The sequence below is a fragment of the Nonomuraea sp. NPDC049725 genome (genome assembly GCF_040674795.1).
GTDB classification, from domain to species: Bacteria; Actinomycetota; Actinomycetes; order Streptosporangiales; family Streptosporangiaceae; genus Nonomuraea; species Nonomuraea ceibae.
The window spans coordinates 1-15,151 of the sequence record NZ_JBFANJ010000014.1 but is presented as its reverse complement, the minus strand read 5'-3'; the positions used below and the strand labels follow the sequence as shown (position 1 = coordinate 15,151).

19 protein-coding genes are annotated in these 15,151 nt (G+C 71.7%); 17 read left to right on the top strand and 2 right to left on the bottom strand.

Going from position 1 to position 15,151, the window contains the following annotated elements; translation table 11 throughout:
• The first annotated feature begins 78 nt into the window (after positions 1–78).
• From AB0J53_RS31710 to AB0J53_RS31655, 12 genes are all read left to right on the top strand, one after another.
• Complete coding sequence (locus AB0J53_RS31710; RefSeq protein ID WP_219505770.1) at positions 79–1,671, top strand: DHA2 family efflux MFS transporter permease subunit; 1,593 nt, start codon at positions 79–81, stop codon at positions 1,669–1,671.
• A gap of 95 nt (positions 1,672–1,766) precedes the next feature.
• A complete protein-coding gene (locus tag AB0J53_RS31705; RefSeq protein WP_219505768.1) occupies positions 1,767–2,024 on the top strand; it encodes a DUF3039 domain-containing protein in 258 nt (85 codons plus the stop codon).
• A gap of 77 nt (positions 2,025–2,101) precedes the next feature.
• Entirely contained in the window at positions 2,102–2,980 is an 879-nt protein-coding gene (locus AB0J53_RS31700; protein ID WP_219505766.1) for a zinc metalloprotease, read from the top strand.
• The gene (locus AB0J53_RS31695) at positions 2,977–4,371 is read left to right on the top strand and encodes an MFS transporter (protein WP_364179249.1); all 1,395 of its coding nucleotides are present in this window, start codon (positions 2,977–2,979) and stop codon (positions 4,369–4,371) included. The genes AB0J53_RS31700 and AB0J53_RS31695 overlap by 4 nt, the downstream gene beginning before the upstream one ends.
• Positions 4,372–4,454: 83 nt before the next feature.
• Positions 4,455–5,351 (top strand): hypothetical protein, encoded by an 897-nt coding sequence (locus AB0J53_RS31690; RefSeq protein ID WP_364179247.1) that lies wholly within the window; start codon positions 4,455–4,457, stop codon positions 5,349–5,351.
• Between the two features lie 34 nt (positions 5,352–5,385).
• Positions 5,386–7,134: a DEAD/DEAH box helicase gene (locus AB0J53_RS31685; protein WP_364179245.1), complete on the top strand. Its 1,749-nt coding sequence runs from the start codon at positions 5,386–5,388 to the stop codon at positions 7,132–7,134.
• 160 nt (positions 7,135–7,294) lie between these two features.
• A complete protein-coding gene (locus AB0J53_RS31680) occupies positions 7,295–7,666 on the top strand; it encodes an anti-sigma factor antagonist (protein WP_219505759.1) in 372 nt (123 codons plus the stop codon).
• A gap of 81 nt (positions 7,667–7,747) precedes the next feature.
• A complete protein-coding gene (locus AB0J53_RS31675) occupies positions 7,748–8,323 on the top strand; it encodes an RNA polymerase sigma factor (RefSeq protein ID WP_308125783.1) in 576 nt (191 codons plus the stop codon).
• Complete coding sequence (locus AB0J53_RS31670; RefSeq protein ID WP_364179243.1) at positions 8,316–9,071, top strand: hypothetical protein; 756 nt, start codon at positions 8,316–8,318, stop codon at positions 9,069–9,071. The genes AB0J53_RS31675 and AB0J53_RS31670 overlap by 8 nt, the downstream gene beginning before the upstream one ends.
• Positions 9,072–9,142: 71 nt before the next feature.
• Positions 9,143–9,745, top strand: a complete 603-nt coding sequence (locus AB0J53_RS31665; RefSeq protein WP_364179241.1) for an amino acid transporter — start codon at positions 9,143–9,145, stop codon at positions 9,743–9,745.
• A gap of 134 nt (positions 9,746–9,879) precedes the next feature.
• A complete protein-coding gene (locus AB0J53_RS31660; protein ID WP_364179239.1) occupies positions 9,880–10,119 on the top strand; it encodes a ribbon-helix-helix protein, CopG family in 240 nt (79 codons plus the stop codon).
• Complete coding sequence (locus AB0J53_RS31655) at positions 10,119–10,541, top strand: PIN domain-containing protein (RefSeq protein WP_219510372.1); 423 nt, start codon at positions 10,119–10,121, stop codon at positions 10,539–10,541. The genes AB0J53_RS31660 and AB0J53_RS31655 overlap by 1 nt, the downstream gene beginning before the upstream one ends.
• Positions 10,542–10,559: 18 nt before the next feature.
• Here the strand turns inward: AB0J53_RS31655 and AB0J53_RS31650 are convergent, their stop codons facing one another.
• Complete coding sequence (locus tag AB0J53_RS31650; protein WP_219510373.1) at positions 10,560–11,129, bottom strand: isochorismatase family protein; 570 nt, start codon at positions 11,127–11,129, stop codon at positions 10,560–10,562.
• Positions 11,130–11,144: 15 nt separating this feature from the next.
• Positions 11,145–12,428 carry a nicotinate phosphoribosyltransferase gene (locus AB0J53_RS31645; RefSeq protein WP_219510374.1) on the bottom strand — a complete coding sequence of 428 codons (1,284 nt, stop codon included), beginning with the start codon at positions 12,426–12,428 and terminating at the stop codon, positions 11,145–11,147.
• 46 nt (positions 12,429–12,474) lie between these two features.
• Here AB0J53_RS31645 and clpS point away from each other — a divergent pair, with 46 nt between their 5' ends.
• From clpS to AB0J53_RS31620, 5 genes are all read left to right on the top strand, one after another.
• On the top strand, positions 12,475–12,768 hold the full coding sequence (gene clpS, locus AB0J53_RS31640) for an ATP-dependent Clp protease adapter ClpS (protein WP_219510375.1): 294 nt from the start codon (positions 12,475–12,477) through the stop codon (positions 12,766–12,768).
• Entirely contained in the window at positions 12,765–13,289 is a 525-nt protein-coding gene (locus AB0J53_RS31635; RefSeq protein ID WP_357591269.1) for a DUF2017 domain-containing protein, read from the top strand. Before clpS ends, AB0J53_RS31635 begins: the two co-directional genes overlap by 4 nt.
• A 10-nt stretch (positions 13,290–13,299) precedes the next feature.
• The gene (locus AB0J53_RS31630) at positions 13,300–13,701 is read left to right on the top strand and encodes a M67 family metallopeptidase (RefSeq protein ID WP_364179235.1); all 402 of its coding nucleotides are present in this window, start codon (positions 13,300–13,302) and stop codon (positions 13,699–13,701) included.
• Positions 13,702–13,839: 138 nt separating this feature from the next.
• Complete coding sequence (locus tag AB0J53_RS31625; RefSeq protein WP_219510378.1) at positions 13,840–14,112, top strand: MoaD/ThiS family protein; 273 nt, start codon at positions 13,840–13,842, stop codon at positions 14,110–14,112.
• 1 nt (position 14,113) lies between these two features.
• On the top strand, positions 14,114–15,061 hold the full coding sequence (locus AB0J53_RS31620; RefSeq protein WP_364179233.1) for a cysteine synthase: 948 nt from the start codon (positions 14,114–14,116) through the stop codon (positions 15,059–15,061).
• Positions 15,062–15,151: the final 90 nt, after the last annotated feature.

Sequence of the window (15,151 nt, the reverse complement as noted above, 5' to 3'; positions counted from 1 at the left end):
GGCAGACTCTGACGTAGATTACCCGGGCTTATGAGACGTACGCCCCGGTGTGGGGCGGGATGTGTTTAGGGGGACTTCATGGCACAGACGAAGGTGGTAGAGGCGCCACCACCGGGGGAGAAGGCCGCCAATCCGTGGCTGGTGCTGCTCGCGGTCAGCCTCGGCGTCATCATGGTGATGCTCGACGGCACCGTGGTCGGCATCGCCAACCCGGTGATCCAGTCCGATCTGGGCGCCTCGCTCGCCGACCTGCAGTGGGTGACGAGCGGCTACCTGCTCGCGCTGGCGGTCTTCCTGATCACCGCGGGCAAGCTGGGTGACCTGTTCGGCCACAAGCGCGTGTTCCTCATCGGCGTCGCCGGCTTCGCGATCACCTCCGTGGGCATCGGCCTCAGCCAGCAGCTCGCCGACATCGTGCCCGGCGTCACCCCGGTCGGCGCGCTCATCGGGCTGCGCGTGCTGCAGGGCCTGTTCGGCGCGCTGCTGCAGCCGGCCGCGCTGGCGCTGCTGCGCAACGCCTTCCCCGGCGAGAAGCTCAACCAGGCGATGGGCGCGTGGGGCGCGATCATCGGCCTGTCCAGCGCCGCCGGCCCGATCGTGGGCGGCCTGCTGGTCCAGGACCAGGGCTGGGAGTCGGTCTTCTTCATCAATGCCCCGGTGGGCGTCATCGCCCTCGTCATGGGCATCTTCCTGATCAAGGAGAGCCCGGTCAAGGTGCTCAACCGCATCGACTGGGGCGGCGTGGTGCTGCTGTCGGGCGCGATGTTCGCGCTCGTGTGGACCATCATCAAGGCGCCCGAGTGGGGCTGGGGCGACTCCACGACGCTGGGCTTCATGGGCGCGTTCGCGGTGCTGATCGCCGCGTTCATCTTCTGGCAGAGCCGGGCCCGGCAGCCGCTGGTGCCGCTGTCGCTGTTCACCAACGCCTCGATCTCCATCGGCACCGTGCTGATGATGATGGTCGCGTTCGCGATGTTCGGCGCGATGTTCTTCCTGGGCTTCTTCTTCCAGGGCGTGCACGGCCTGAGCCCGCTGGACGCCGGCCTGCGCATGCTGCCGATGAGCGCCGGCATGATCGTCGCCTCGCCGCTGGCCGGCATGATGATCGGCAAGCTCGGACCGAAGATCACGATGGCGTCCGGCCTGGTGGTCACCGCCGGTGCGATGTTCCTGATGTCCCGCCTCAGCATGGACGCCTCGTTCCTGGAGAGCGCGATTCCGTTCGTGGTGCTGGCCTTCGGCCTCTCGCCGGTCTTCGTCGGCGCCACCGAGGTCATCGTGGGCAACGCGCCCGTCGAGCTCAGCGGCGTCGCGGGCGGCCTGCAGCAGTCGGCCATGCAGGTCGGCGGCGCGCTCGGCACCGCGATCCTGGGCGCCGTCATGGCCGGTGAGATCTCCGACAAGCTGCCCGGCTACCTCGGCCCGGCCGCCGCGAGCATCCCACCGGACCAACTGGGGCTGCTGGAGAAGGCTGCCGCGTTCGGCGGCCTGCCGGCGGGCACGCCCGAGCAGCTCGTGCAGGTCGTGGGCCCGGCCGTGAACAGCGCGTTCATGGACGGCATGCACCTGGCCTTCCTGGTCAGCACCGGCATCGCGCTGCTCACCGCGGTCCTGGCCCTGTTCGTCAAGGCCGGCCGCAAGACCGAGGGCGCGCCGGTCCACGTCGGCTGACGCTCTCTCCCGTACGGCTCCCTTCCTTTCGGGGACGGGAGCCGTATCGCTGTTCGCGAGCGGGAGCGGTCGGCGGCGGGAATAGACTCGATGGGGTGAGCACGAAGATCCTTCCAGAGCAGGACACCCGTCCGCAGACCTCGCACGGCGACGGCGACCACGAGCGGTTCGCCCACTACGCCGACAAGCACAAGATCACTGAGTCCATGGTGACGGGCACGCCGATCCGCGCGCTGTGCGGCAAGATCTGGGTGCCCAGCCGCGATCCCAAGAAATATCCGGTCTGCCCGGAGTGCAAGGAGATCTACGAGGGCCTGCCGTCCGGTGGCGGCGAGGGTGACGACAAGCAGTGAGTGTTGCTGACCGGTGATCGCCCACGGGAGGGCTACGGTTCGTATCCGGACCGCCCCCTACCGTAACGGGAGATCACATGACCCGGCGCGCCGCCGTCCTGATCGTCTGCGTGCTCGCGGCCGGGTTCACGCCGCCGGCCTCGCCGGCGGCGGCGTCGAGCTGCCTGCGCGCGGCCGGTCATCCGCGCTCGCCCGAGCCGCGCGCGCCCAAGCCGGGTGACGTGGCGGCGGTCACCGCCGAGCTCGCCCAGCGGCTGCGCGGCGTCAGGACGCCCGCCCGGATCACGGTGCCGACCTGGGTGCACGTCATCACCGACGGCGCCGCCAAGGCCACCACCAAGGCGGTCAAGGCGCAGATCGCCACGCTCAACGACGCCTACGCGGGCCGTCTCGGCGGGGCCGACACCGGCGTCAGCTTCCGACTCGACGGCATCGCCGTCACCCGCGACGCCGCCTGGTTCACCGCGCCGATCGCGCACGAGCGCGCCATGAAGACGTCGCTGCGCAAGGGCGGGCCCGAGACGCTCAACCTCTACCTCGCCCAGCCCGGCGACCTGGTGCTCGGCTTCTCCTCCTACCCCTACTGGTACGAGTCCCAGCCTCGGCTCGACGGCGTGGTGATCGACTGGCGCGGCCTGCCCGGCGGCACGCTCGACGGCTACGACCAGGGCTACACCGGCGTGCACGAGATCGGCCACTGGCTGGGCCTGTTCCACACCTTCGAGAACGGCTGCGAGGAGCCCGGCGACGGCGTGGCCGACACCCCCGCGCAGGCCGGGCCGACCGAGGGCTGCCCGGTGGAGCAGGACACCTGCGCGGCGCCGGGCCTCGACGGCGTGCACAACTTCATGGACTACGCGCAGGACCGGTGCATGCGCGAGTTCACCGCGGGCCAGGGCCTGCGTATGCGCCAGATGTGGGCGGCATACCGGGTGCGCCCTACGATGTCCGGGTGACAGCACCAAACGCACTAGATGCCCCTCACGAGATCCCCCGCATCTTCAGCCATCCGTACCGGGTGGCGACCGTGGGCATCCTCCTCGTCGTCACCCTGATCGCCTTCGAGGGCATGTCGGTCGGTGTGGTCATGCCGCAGGTCGCCGCCGACCTCGACGCGCAGGAGATCTACGGGGTCAGCTTCTCGGCCTTCCTCATCGCCAGCCTGTTCGCCAACGTGGTCGCCGGCCTGTGGTCGGACCGGCGGGGCTACGCGCTGCCGTTCGTCGCGGGCGTGGTGCTGTTCGTGTTCGGCATGGGCATGGCCGGGGCCGCCGTGAACGAGATGCTGTTCCTCGTGTCCCGGGCCGTGCAGGGCCTGGGCGCCGGGGCGTCGATCGTGGCCCTCTACGTGATGATCGCCCGGGTCTATCCCGCCGTGATGCGGCCCCGCGTGTTCGCCGCGCTGTCCGCCGCCTGGGTGGTGCCCGCCATGGTCGGCCCCGCCGTCGCCGGCTTCGTGGGCGACACCTGGGGCTGGCGCTGGGTGTTCTACGGCATCATCCCGCTCGTGCTGCCCGCCCTGGTCATGCTCGTCCCGGCGCTCAAGCGGCGTCCCTCCGACGAGGAGACCTCGCCCGGCGAGGGGCCGCGCTCGCGGCCCGTGGCCATGACCGTCGCCGCCTCCGCCTCCGCCCTGGGCGCCGGCGTGCTCCTGTACGGCGTCGACACGGTGCACAAGGCCGCCCTGATCGGCGGCCTCGCGTGCGCCGGCGGGCTGGCGCTGCTGCTGTACGGGCTCGTCAGGCTGCTGCCAAAGGGCGCGCTGCGGTTCGGTCGCGGGCTGCCGACCACGGTGATGATGCGCGGCCTGTTCTCCGCCGCGTTCTTCGGGGTGAACGGCTTCATCCCGCTGGCCCTGCACGACGTGAAGGGGTTCGAGACCGGCGCCGCCGGCCTCGCGCTCACCACGGGCGCACTCGGCTGGTCGGCGGGCTCGTACCTGCAGAGCAGGCGCACCGCCGAGCCGCACCGGCGGATCAGGTTCGGCGCGGCCTGCGTGACCGTGGGCATCGCGCTGTCGGTCCTGGCGGTGCTGCCCGGCGTCACCGGCTGGATCGCGGTGCCGGCCTGGGTGGTGGCCGGGTTCGGCATGGGGCTCGGGCTGACCACGGTCAACGTCACCGCGCTCAAGCAGTCGCCGGTCAGCGAGCAGGGCGCCAACAGCGCGGCCCTGTCGGTCACCGACATGCTGGGCTCCGCGCTCACGCTGGGCATCGGCGGCGCGCTGGTGAACCTCATCGGGCACGGCCCCGCCGAGCTCGTGTGGGGGTTCGCGGTGATCTGCGGGCTCATGGCGGCCATCGCGGTCGCCGCCCTGCTGCTGTCCTCACGGGTCGCGGCAAGGTGATTCTGCCCCTCCCGCCACAGCGATCACGGAACGCCTGAAGCCTCGCGTCCTGCGGTGATACGACTGCGGCACGAGGAGGTGCCATGGAGCGTGATCACCGCAGGCGGCCCTACGGCGGCGGGCACGGGAGCGGGCGCGGCGGCAGGCGCGGCGGCGAGCCGGAGGAGCTGTGGGACCCGGCCGCCCGCGCCGCCACGCGCGGCCTCGAACCCGAGGAGCCGGTCGGCCAGGCGTGGGACTCCCTGCCGCCCTCCGCCCGCCTCTACGGCGCTCCGGCCGCCCCCGGCGGCCCCCGGGTCCGGCGCAGTGCCCTGCGCCGCGTGTGGGCCCTCCTGCGGGGGCTGGCGGGAGGCCGGTGGGGCCGCGCCGTGCTGGGCGCAGCCGTGGCCGTGGCGGCGGTGGCCGGGCTGACCGCCGTCGTGCTGCGGATCACCGCGCCGGGCGGCGCGGGGGCGCCGCTCACCGACACCATCGCCGGGGTGCGGCTGGCGCTGCCCGCCGGATGGCAGGAGGGCAAGGTGCCGCCCGTCACCGGGTTCACCTCGGTCGCCAGGGCGCCCGGCGGCGGCGCGCTCGTCATGGCCAGACCGGTCACCGGCGCCCCGGCCGACCCCGCCGGGGCGGTCAAGGAGGCCGCCGAGCGCTACTCCGAGCTGCTCCTGAAGGGCGACCGGGTGACCGTCGTCTCCGACGAGCCCCTGGCCCTCGGGCACACCAGGGCGCTGCGGGCCGAGTACGACGACGTGGTGAACCGGCCCGCCTACCTGCGCGTGACACTCGTCACCGAGAACGGCAGATCGGCACTGCTCGTCGGCCTGCTCCAGCCCGAGGACGAGACGGGCAGGCAGGTCGTGGACACCGTGCTCGCCAGCGTGCGATATGCCGCGACCCGCCCATACCACTCCTGGGGCGGCTTGGCCAGGATCGACGATGCACGGCACGTCTTGTCGGTGAGCCCGATTACTCTTGGGTCACTGTGAGAGAGCGAAGCACACGAACCCCAGAGGTGATGCGGTGAGCACGTTCGCCGCATCCCACCTGTCGCCTTCCTATCCGGACCGGGCCGCGTGGGGCACCGCCCCCAAGCTCCGGGCCTGGCAGCAGCAGGCGTTCGACCTGTATTTCAGGCGCGAGCCGCGTGACTTCCTCACCGTGGCCACCCCCGGAGCGGGCAAGACCACCTACGCCCTGCGCATCGCCAGCGAGCTGATCGCCAACGGCGTGATCCGGGCGATCACCATCGTCACGCCCACCGAGCACCTCAAGCGCCAGTGGGCCGACGCCGCCGGCAAGGTCGGCATCAGCATCGACCCCGAGTTCAAGAACAGCCAGGGCGCCACCAGCCGCGACTACCTGGGCGTCGCCGTCACCTACGCCCAGGTCGCCATGCACCCGGCGCTGCACCGGGCGCGCACCGAGGCCCGCAAGACCCTCGTCATCTTCGACGAGATCCACCACGCGGGCGACGCCAAGTCGTGGGGCGACGGCGTGCGCGAGGCGTTCGAGCCCGCCACCCGCAGGCTCCAGCTCACCGGCACCCCGTTCCGCTCCGACGACAGCCCGATCCCGTTCGTCACCTACGAGGAGGACGCCGACGGCGCCAAGCGCAGCGTCTCGGACTACTCCTACGGCTACGGCCCGGCGCTCGACGACGGCGTCGTGCGGCCGGTCATCTTCCTGGCCTACTCCGGCGAGATGAAGTGGCGCACCAGGGCCGGCGACGAGCTGGCAGCCACGCTCGGCACCCCGCTCACCAAGGACCAGCTCTCCCAGGCGTGGCGGGCCGCGCTCGACCCCAAGGGCGACTGGATCCGCCAGGTCATGCAGGCCGCCGACCGGCGCCTGACCGAGGTGCGGCGCGGCGTGCCCGACGCCGGCGGGCTGGTCATCGCCACCGACCACGAGACGGCCCGCGCCTACGCCCGCCACCTGCGCTCGATCAGCGGTGAGGGCGCCACGGTCGTGCTCTCCGACGACCCCGGCGCGTCCAAGAAGATCAAGCAGTTCGCCGCGTCCGGCGACCGCTGGCTGGTCGCGGTCCGCATGGTGTCCGAGGGCGTCGACATCCCCCGCCTGTGCGTGGGCGTCTACGCCACCTCGACCTCGACCCCGCTGTTCTTCGCCCAGGCCGTCGGCCGGTTCGTGCGGGCCCGCAAGCGCGGCGAGACGGCCTCGGTGTTCCTGCCGTCGGTGCCGACGCTCATGGGCCTGGCCAACGAGATGGAGGTCGAGCGCGACCACGTGCTCAACCGCAGGCCGCCGGAGGACGGCCTGGACGACAGCCTCCTGGAGGACGCCAACCGCAAGAAGGACAACCCCGACGTCCTGGGCGACGAGCTGCCGTTCGAGACCATGGAGACGTCGGCGACGTTCGACCGGGTCCTGTTCGACGGCGGCGAGTTCGGCACCGGCGCGGAGATCGGCTCCGCCGAGGAGGAGGACTTCATCGGCCTGCCCGGCCTGCTGGAGCCCGACCAGGTCGCCACGCTGCTGCGCAAGCGCCAGTCCGAGCAGCAGGCCGCCAAGCGCGCCCAGCCCGCCGAGCGGGCCCCCGCGCTGGCCCCGCACGAGCAGATCGCCGAGCTCAGGCGCGAGCTCAACGGCCTCGTCGGCGCCTGGAACCATCGCACCGGCCAGCCCCACGGCGTCATCCACTCCGAGCTGCGCCGCGCCTGCGGCGGCCCGGCCATCGCCCAGGCGACGGCCGGGCAGATCCAGGAGCGCATCGACAAGATCCGCCAGTGGGCCACCCAGCGCCGCTGAGCGCCCGCCAGGTCAGTTGACGGTCACCGGCCCGGCCGGTGACCGTCACGCTGCGCGACTCTGTTCGTTTGGCGACAGAGTCGTGACCTTCCGTTAGAGCACGTACGGATGAGGCAACACTGACCTTGGCCGCCTTGGGAGATGAAGAAGGACGTTGCCGATGTCGTCTGAGGCCACGGGAAAGTCACTGCTGAGCGTCTCTTCCGGCCTCTCGCGCAACGCCGTCATCGTCCGGCTCGACGGCGAGGTCGACGGCGACGCCGTGCTCATCCTGCGCGACCACCTGGAGCGCGTGTGGGAGATCGCGCCCACCCCCTACCTCATCATCGACCTGGCCGGGGTCGGCTTCTGCGACTCGATCGGGCTCAACGAGCTCGTCGACATCATGCACCGGTGCGAGGCCCGCGGCACCCGCCTGCTGCTCGGCGGCGTGCAGGGCGTCATGGCCCGCGTCCTCTACATCACCGGGCTGCGCAACGCCTTCGAGGTCTTCGACACCTACGAAGAGGCGCTGCGCCACGCGAACTCGTGAGAACCCGTCTTCCTCGTCCGGGTGATAGCAGGTGACGACACCCGACGAAAGGGGGCGAGTTTGATCACGGACACTGCACGCGTGTCCACCGACGCCGAGGTGATCCAACGCTCCAGGCAGGAACCGGCGGCCTTCTCCACCCTGTTCGACCGGCACGCTCCGGCCCTGCACCGCTACGTCACCCGGCGTCTGGGCGACTCGCTCGCCGACGACGTCGTCGCCGACACGTTCCTGGCCGCCTTCCGGCGGCGCGACCGCTACGACCTGAGCCACGCCGACGCGCGGCCCTGGCTGTACGGCATCGCCGCCAACCTCGTCGGCAAGCACCGCCGCGCCGAGGTCCGTGCCTACCAGGCGCTCGCCAGGACCGGCGTCGACGAGGTGGCCGAGAGCTACGCCGAGCGCGTCGAGTCACGGGTGTCGGCCTCCGCCGCGCACCGCGACCTCGCCCGCGCGCTCGCCGCCCTCACCCCGGACGAGCGGGACGTGCTGCTCATGATCGCCTGGGCGGACCTCGGCTACGAGGAGGTGGCCGTGGCGCTCGGCATCCCGGTGGGGACCGTGCGGTCCCGGCTGCACCGGGCCAGGAAGAAGACCCGTGCCGCGCTGGGCGGCACGGACCCGACCCAGATCGCCGAGGAGGCAGACCATGGATGACCTGCGGATGCTCCAGGAGATGCGCGCCGACGCCCCCGAGCCCGCCGCCGACCGCCTGACCCGCATGCGGGCCACGATGATGAACACGGTCATGAACACGGCAATGGGTGGCGCCACCGCGCAGCCGTACGAACCGCTGGCGGCCGGCGCCGACGGCTCGGCACGCGCCACGCTGGCCCGGCGCACGCCGCGCCGCCGCCTGCGCAGGGTGGGCGCCGCGCTGGCGGGGGCCGCGGCGGCCGCCGTCGCGGCCGTCACCCTGTACGGGACGACGGCGACACCGGCGTTCGCGGTGGACAAGCAGGCCGACGGGACCGTCGAGGTGTGGATCAACGAGTTCCGCGACCCCGGCGACCTGGAGGCCGAGCTCGCCGCGGCCGGGGTCAAGGCCGTCGTGGACTACCTGCCCGCCGGCCAGACCTGCAAGGAGCCCAGGGGCGCGCACCCCGCGCCGGGCGGCCGGCTGGAGACGAAGATCGGCAGCGAGCGGGGCGGCATCTCCTTCTCGGTCACCGCCGGCCAGATCAAGGACGGGCAGACGCTCGTGCTCGCGGCCGGCGTCGACCGGGACGACCCGGGCAAGCCGCCCACCTCGATGTCGCTGACCGTCGTGGACGGTGAGGTCGCGCCGTGCGAGCCGGTGGCCATGCCGGAGCCCACCGCCCCGGCCCTGCCGGGCGAGCAGGGGGTCCGCTCCGGCACCGGAGGCGAGGACGACGGTCCGAGCCTCAACAGCGTGACCGAGTGACCCCCGGACCGGCGGCCCCGCGCGGGCCGCCGGTCCGTCGCTAGGCTGGACCCTCGCTGGAGGTGATCCGCATGTCCCCTGTCGACCACCCCTGGGAGCCGATCCCGGTGTCCGAGGTCGCCCGGTTCTTCGCCGGCCTGGACGCGCCCTGGTGGATCGGCGGCGGCCACGCCGTCGAACTCGCCGTCGGACGCGCCTTCCGCGAGCACGGCGACGTGGACGTCGGCGTGCTGCGGCGCGACCACCTCACCGTGCGGCGGCTCCTGTCCGGCTGGGACTGCTGGGCGGCCGACCCCGCCGGCTCCCTGCGCCCCTGGCCCGTGGACGAGACGCTGCCCGCCCGGGTGCACGACATCTGGGTACGCGAGGCGACCGGCGGGCCGTGGCGGCTCCAGCTCATGCTCGACGAGTCCGACGGCGACGACTGGGTCTACCGGCGCGCCCCCGGCATCCGGCGGCCCCTCGACACCGTCGTTGTCCGCGACGCCGGGCCGCCCCGGCTGGCGTCCGAGATCCAGCTCCTCTACAAGGCCAAGCACCGCCGCCCCAAGGACGACGCCGACTTCGCCCACCTGGCGCCCCTGCTCACCGGCGAACAGCGGTCCTGGCTGGCCGCGGCCCTCACCGAGGAGTTGGGGGATCATCCCTGGCTGGAGAAACTGCCACCCCGGTAGAACGATCCTCCTCCCGTATCGGGAGCACCTTTCGCGTATCTGGAAACTCGCCTGACCAGAGCGTTGCCGGATGCGTACTCTTCGTGATCGGTGACGGCACATGGGTGCCGAGCTAACGTAGAAAGGTGCCAGAGGTGAGCTTGTACCTGCCCGAGGACATGAAGCACCGCGTCGCCGAGGCGGCGCGGGCGCACGGCCTGTCCGAGGAGGACTACATGCGCGACGCGATCGCGCGCGTGCTCAGCGACGAGATCGTCGTCGAGCGACGGCAGCGGGCGAGCCTGCCGGTCTTCGAGGTCGGCGACGAGCCGGTCACGGCCGAGCGGCTCGACGACATCCTCGCCGAGGGCTACGGAAGGGACGGGCTCGACTGATGCTCGTCCTCGACACCAGCGGCCTGCTGGCCGCCATCGACCCCAGGCAGCCCCAGCACAAGGAGGCCCGGGAGGTGCTCCGGACCGAGACGGGGCCGGTCCTGCTGTCCCCCTACGTGCTCGCGGAGACCGACTACATGATCCTCAAGCTCGCCGGCGTGCGCCGGGAGCTGGAGTTCCTCCGAAGCGTCAGCACCGGCGACTACGAGATGGTCAACATGTCGACGCTCGACGTGCGGCGGGCGGTCGACATCGCCGAGCGCTACGCCGACATGGAGATCGGGCTCACCGACGCGTCCGTGGCGCTGATCGCCGCACGGCACAGCACCACCCGGGTGCTGACGTTGGATCAGCGGCATTTCCGGGCGATGAAGCCGCTGTGGGGTGACTGCTTCACCGTGTTGCCCGCCGACCTGAACTAGGGCCGGTCCCGCCGGGTGTCAGCGGACGATCGGGGCGCCGTGGAGCGTGGCGCCGGCGGCGTCGAGCTCGGCGAGCGCCGCCTGGGTGGTCTGGCGGGCGACCCCGGCCGTCAGGTCGAGCAGGACGCGCACGGCGAGGCCGTGCTTGACGGCGTCGAGGGCGGTGGCGCGGACGCAGTGGTCGGTGGCGATGCCGACCACGTCGACGTCGTGGACGCCGTGCTCGGCCAGCCAGTCGGCGAGCGGGACGCCGTCGCCGCTGGTGCCCTCGAAGCCGCTGTAGGCGGCGGCGTGGGCGCCCTTGCTGAAGACCTCCTCGACGGCCGCGACGTCGAAGGCGGGGTGGAAGTCGGCGCCGGGGGTGCCGGCGACGCAGTGGGCGGGCCACGAGGCGACGAAGTCGGGCGCGGCCGAGAAGTGGTCACCCGGGTCGACGTGGTAGTCGCGGGTGGCCACGACGTGGTCGTAGCCGTGCTCGGCGACGTGGCGGGTGATGGCGGCGGCGACCTCGGAGCCGCCCGCGACGGGCAGGCTGCCTCCCTCGCAGAAGTCGTTCTGCACGTCCACGATGATCAGCGCGGTTCCCATACGGCTCACGATACGTCAGGCGAACTCGGTGGGGATGGCCGCGTACCCCCTGCCCAGGTGGAGGGCGTCCTGCGGCAGGCGGGCGACGGCGTCGGCGTGCCTGGCGCGGGCCTCGTCGAGCGGTTCGCGGCCGACGACCCGGCCGTCGCGCACCAGCTCGTGCATCAGGGGGATGCCGCCTTCGGGGACGAGGCCGGAGGTGGTGACGAGCTCGGTCTCGTAGTGGCCGGTGTCGTCGAGCAGCCGGTAGGCCTCCTTGCGCCCGCCGCGTGACGGCTTGCCGACCGAGCGTTTGGCCACGGGCTCCAGCTTGCCGGTGGCCGTCTCGCGGGCCACGAGCTTGTAGACCAGGGCGGCGGTGGGCACGCCGGAGCCGGTGACCAGGGAGGTGCCGACGCCGTAGCCGTCGACGGGCGCGGCGGCCAGCGCGGCGATGGCGTACTCGTCCAGGTCGGAGGTGACCAGGATGCGGGTGTCGAAGGCGCCGAGCGCGTCGAGCTGCTCGCGGACCTCCTGGGCGGCGGCGGCCAGGTCGCCGGAGTCGATGCGGACGGCGCCGAGCTTGGGCCCGGCCAGCTCGACGGCGGTGCGGACGGCTTCGGCCACGTCGTAGGTGTCGACGAGCAGCGTGGTCTCGGGCCCGAGCGAGGCGATCTGGGTCTCGAACGCCTGCCGTTCGGAGTCGTGCAGCAGGGTGAAGGCGTGCGCGGCCGTGCCCGCGGTCGGCACCCCGTACACGTGCCCGGCCATGAGGTTGGAGGTGGAGGCGAAGCCGGCCAGGTAGGCGGCGCGGGCGGCGGCGACGGCGGCGCGCTCGTGGGTGCGGCGCGAGCCCATCTCGATGAGCGGCCGTTTGCCGGCGGCGACGCTCATGCGGGAGGCGGCCGAGGCGATGGCGCAGTCGTGGTTCAGAACGGACAGGATCACGGTCTCCAGCAGCACGGCCTCGGCGAACGTGCCCTCGACGACCATGATGGGAGAGGCGGGGAAGTACAGGTCGCCCTCGCGGTAGCCGTAGACGTCGCCGGAGAAGCGGTAGTCGGCCAGGAAGTCGAGGGTGGGCTGGTCGACCACGTGGTTGTCGCGCAGGAAGGCGAGCTCCTCCTCGCCGAAGCGGAAGCGTTCGAGCTCGTCGAGGACGCGCCCGGTGCCGGCCACGACGCCGTAGCGGCGCCCGCCGGGCAGGTGGCGGGCGAACACCTCGAAGACCGCCCGCCGGTGCGCGGCGCCGCTCCGCAAGGCCGCCTGGAGCATCGTCAGCTCATAGTGATCCGTCAGCAACGCGGTGCTCATGCTCATCCTCACGAGTCGAAGACTACGGCTCACATAGGGCAGACTGCTGGATGTGGGTAGCACCTCTCCAACCACCGTCGAGCGCCCGGCAACGGACGTCCGGCCCGATCTGCCATGGGTCACGATCGTCTGGAACGACCCGGTCAACCTGATGTCGTACGTGACGTACGTCTTCCAGACCGTGTTCGGTTACCCGAAGGCCAAGGCCGAGAAGCTGATGATGGACGTCCACCAGAAGGGCAAGGCCGTGGTGTCCAGCGGCACCCGCGAGGAGATGGAACGCGACGTGCAGATCCTGCACTCCTATGGCCTGTGGGCCACCGTCCAGCCGGACTCGGCCACGTGAGCTCCGGGTTCTCCGCCGGCCGGGGCGGCAAGGTGGTCGCCACGTTCGAGGCGGGCGAGGTGGCGCTGCTGCGCTCGCTGGTGTCGATGGTGCTGGGCCTGGTGGCGCCGGGTGAGACGAGCGACGACCCGCTGGAGCGGGCGCTGGGCATCGGCGGGGGAGTGGCGCCGTCCGATCCGGTGCTGGCGCGGCTGTTCCCGTCGGCGTACGAGGACGCGCAGGACGCGTCGGAGTTCCGCCGCTACACCGAGGCGACGTTGCGCGACGGCAAGCGGGCCGACGCGCAGACGCTGCTCGACACGGCCGAGCCGGGGCGCGGCGAGCTGACGCCCGAGCAGGCGCAGGCGTGGCTGCGGGCGCTCAACGACGTGCGGCTGACGCTCGGCACCAAGCTGGGCGTGACGGAGGAGATCCACGAGGAGATCGAGAAGATGTCCGAGGACGATCCCCGCTATCCGGCGTTCGTCACCTATGACTGGCTGACCTACCTCCAGGACAGCCTGGTGCGCGCGCTCTGGTAACTTCCGCAGCATGCTGACGATCTCGCAGGAACTGGTTGACAAGATCGTTGCCCACGCCAGGGCCGACCACCCCGACGAGGCGTGCGGCGTGATCGCGGGGCGCAACGGGGTGCCGGAGCGGTTCATCCCGATGGAGAACGCCGAGCGTTCGCCCACCTTCTACCGGTTCGACTCGATGGAGCAGTTCCGCGTGTGGCGGGAGATGGACGACCGCGACGAGGAGCCCGTCGTCATCTACCACTCCCACACCGCGACGGAGGCCTACCCGTCGCGCACCGACGTCTCCTACGCCTCCGAGCCGGACGCCCACTACGTTCTGGTCTCCACGCGGGACGAGGACCAGGTGGAGTTCCGCTCGTACCGGATCCTCGACGGAGAGATTTCCGAGGAAGAGGTAAGGTTCATCCCATGATGGTCAGGCCGGTGCAGAGTTTCCTCTTCGCGCACACCCCTGCCGTTGTCGTCTACGACTGTCGCTGAGCCGGAATTCGCCAGCCAGCATTCGGCGTTGCCGCCGATGGGACGACCTGATCCGAGGAGACTGACAGCGATGGCCATCGAGGTTCGCATTCCGACCATCCTGCGTAACTACACCGACGGCGCCAAGGCCGTCGACGCCGAGGGCGCCACCCTCGACGACCTGATCACCAACCTGGAATCCCGCCACCCGGGCATCAAGGACCGGCTGGTGGACGAGTCCGGCCTGCGCCGGTTCGTCAACGTCTACCTCAACGACGAGGACGTGCGCTTCCTCGGCGGTCTCGGCACCCCGCTGTCCGACGGCGACACGGTGACCGTGCTGCCGGCCGTCGCCGGCGGGTGACATGCGCTTCGACTCGCTGATCGACTCGGTGGGCCGCACCCCGCTGGTCGGCCTGCCCCGGCTGTCGCCGAGCACTGACGTGCGGGTGTGGGCCAAGCTGGAGGACCGCAACCCGACCGGTTCGATCAAGGACCGGCCGGCTCTGTGGATGGTGCAGCAGGCGGAGAAGGACGGCCTGCTCACCCCCGGCTGCACGATCCTGGAGCCCACCAGCGGCAACACCGGCATCTCGCTGGCGATGGCCGCCAAGCTCAAGGGCTACAAGCTGATCTGCGTCATGCCGGAGAACACCTCCGAGGAGCGCCGCCAGCTCCTGCGCATGTGGGGTGCGGAGATCATCTCCTCGCCCGCGGCGGGCGGCTCCAACGAGGCGGTGCGGGTGGCCAAGGGCCTGGCGGCGGAGCATCCCGACTGGGTGATGCTCTACCAGTACGGAAACCCGGCCAACTGGCGCTCCCACTACGAGACGACCGGGCCGGAGATCCTGGCGGACCTGCCGTCCGTCACGCACTTCGTGGCCGGGCTCGGCACGACCGGCACCCTCATGGGCGTCGGCCGCTTCCTGCGCGAGCGGGTGCCGGACGTGCGGATCGTGGCCGCCGAGCCGCGCTACGGCGAGCTCGTCTACGGGCTGCGCAACGTGGACGAGGGCTTCATCCCTGAGCTGTACGACGAGTCCGTGCTGACCACGCGCTTCTCGGTGGGGTCGGCCGACGCGCTGCGCCGCACCCGCGAGCTGCTGACGTCGGAGGGCATCTTCGCCGGCGTGTCCACCGGGGCCGCCCTGCACGCCGCGCTGGGCATGGCGCGCAAGGCCGTCAAGGAGGGCGCGCGGGCCGACATCGTGTTCGTGGTCGCCGACGGCGGCTGGAAGTACCTGTCCACGGGCGCGTACGAAGGCACCCTGGACGAGGCCGAGCAGCGGCTCGAAGGCCAGCTCTGGGCCTGAGACGAAAAGGGGGAGGGGCGGCCCGGCCCGAACGGCGGCAGGATCACGTCCATCAGCTCGCGCCGCCCCATCGGCACCGGCCCGTGGTTG

Coding starts and splice junctions, on each gene's coding strand:
- AB0J53_RS31710 (WP_219505770.1), top strand. CDS start 79: ATGGCACAGACGAAGGTGGTAGAGGCGCCACCACCGGGGGAGAAGGCC.
- AB0J53_RS31700 (WP_219505766.1), top strand. CDS start 2,102: ATGACCCGGCGCGCCGCCGTCCTGATCGTCTGCGTGCTCGCGGCCGGG.
- AB0J53_RS31690 (WP_364179247.1), top strand. CDS start 4,455: ATGGAGCGTGATCACCGCAGGCGGCCCTACGGCGGCGGGCACGGGAGC.
- AB0J53_RS31680 (WP_219505759.1), top strand. CDS start 7,295: ATGTCGTCTGAGGCCACGGGAAAGTCACTGCTGAGCGTCTCTTCCGGC.
- AB0J53_RS31670 (WP_364179243.1), top strand. CDS start 8,316: ATGGATGACCTGCGGATGCTCCAGGAGATGCGCGCCGACGCCCCCGAG.
- AB0J53_RS31665 (WP_364179241.1), top strand. CDS start 9,143: ATGTCCCCTGTCGACCACCCCTGGGAGCCGATCCCGGTGTCCGAGGTC.
- AB0J53_RS31655 (WP_219510372.1), top strand. CDS start 10,119: ATGCTCGTCCTCGACACCAGCGGCCTGCTGGCCGCCATCGACCCCAGG.
- AB0J53_RS31650 (WP_219510373.1), bottom strand. CDS start 11,129: ATGGGAACCGCGCTGATCATCGTGGACGTGCAGAACGACTTCTGCGAG.
- AB0J53_RS31645 (WP_219510374.1), bottom strand. CDS start 12,428: ATGAGCATGAGCACCGCGTTGCTGACGGATCACTATGAGCTGACGATG.
- AB0J53_RS31630 (WP_364179235.1), top strand. CDS start 13,300: ATGCTGACGATCTCGCAGGAACTGGTTGACAAGATCGTTGCCCACGCC.
- AB0J53_RS31625 (WP_219510378.1), top strand. CDS start 13,840: ATGGCCATCGAGGTTCGCATTCCGACCATCCTGCGTAACTACACCGAC.
- AB0J53_RS31620 (WP_364179233.1), top strand. CDS start 14,114: ATGCGCTTCGACTCGCTGATCGACTCGGTGGGCCGCACCCCGCTGGTC.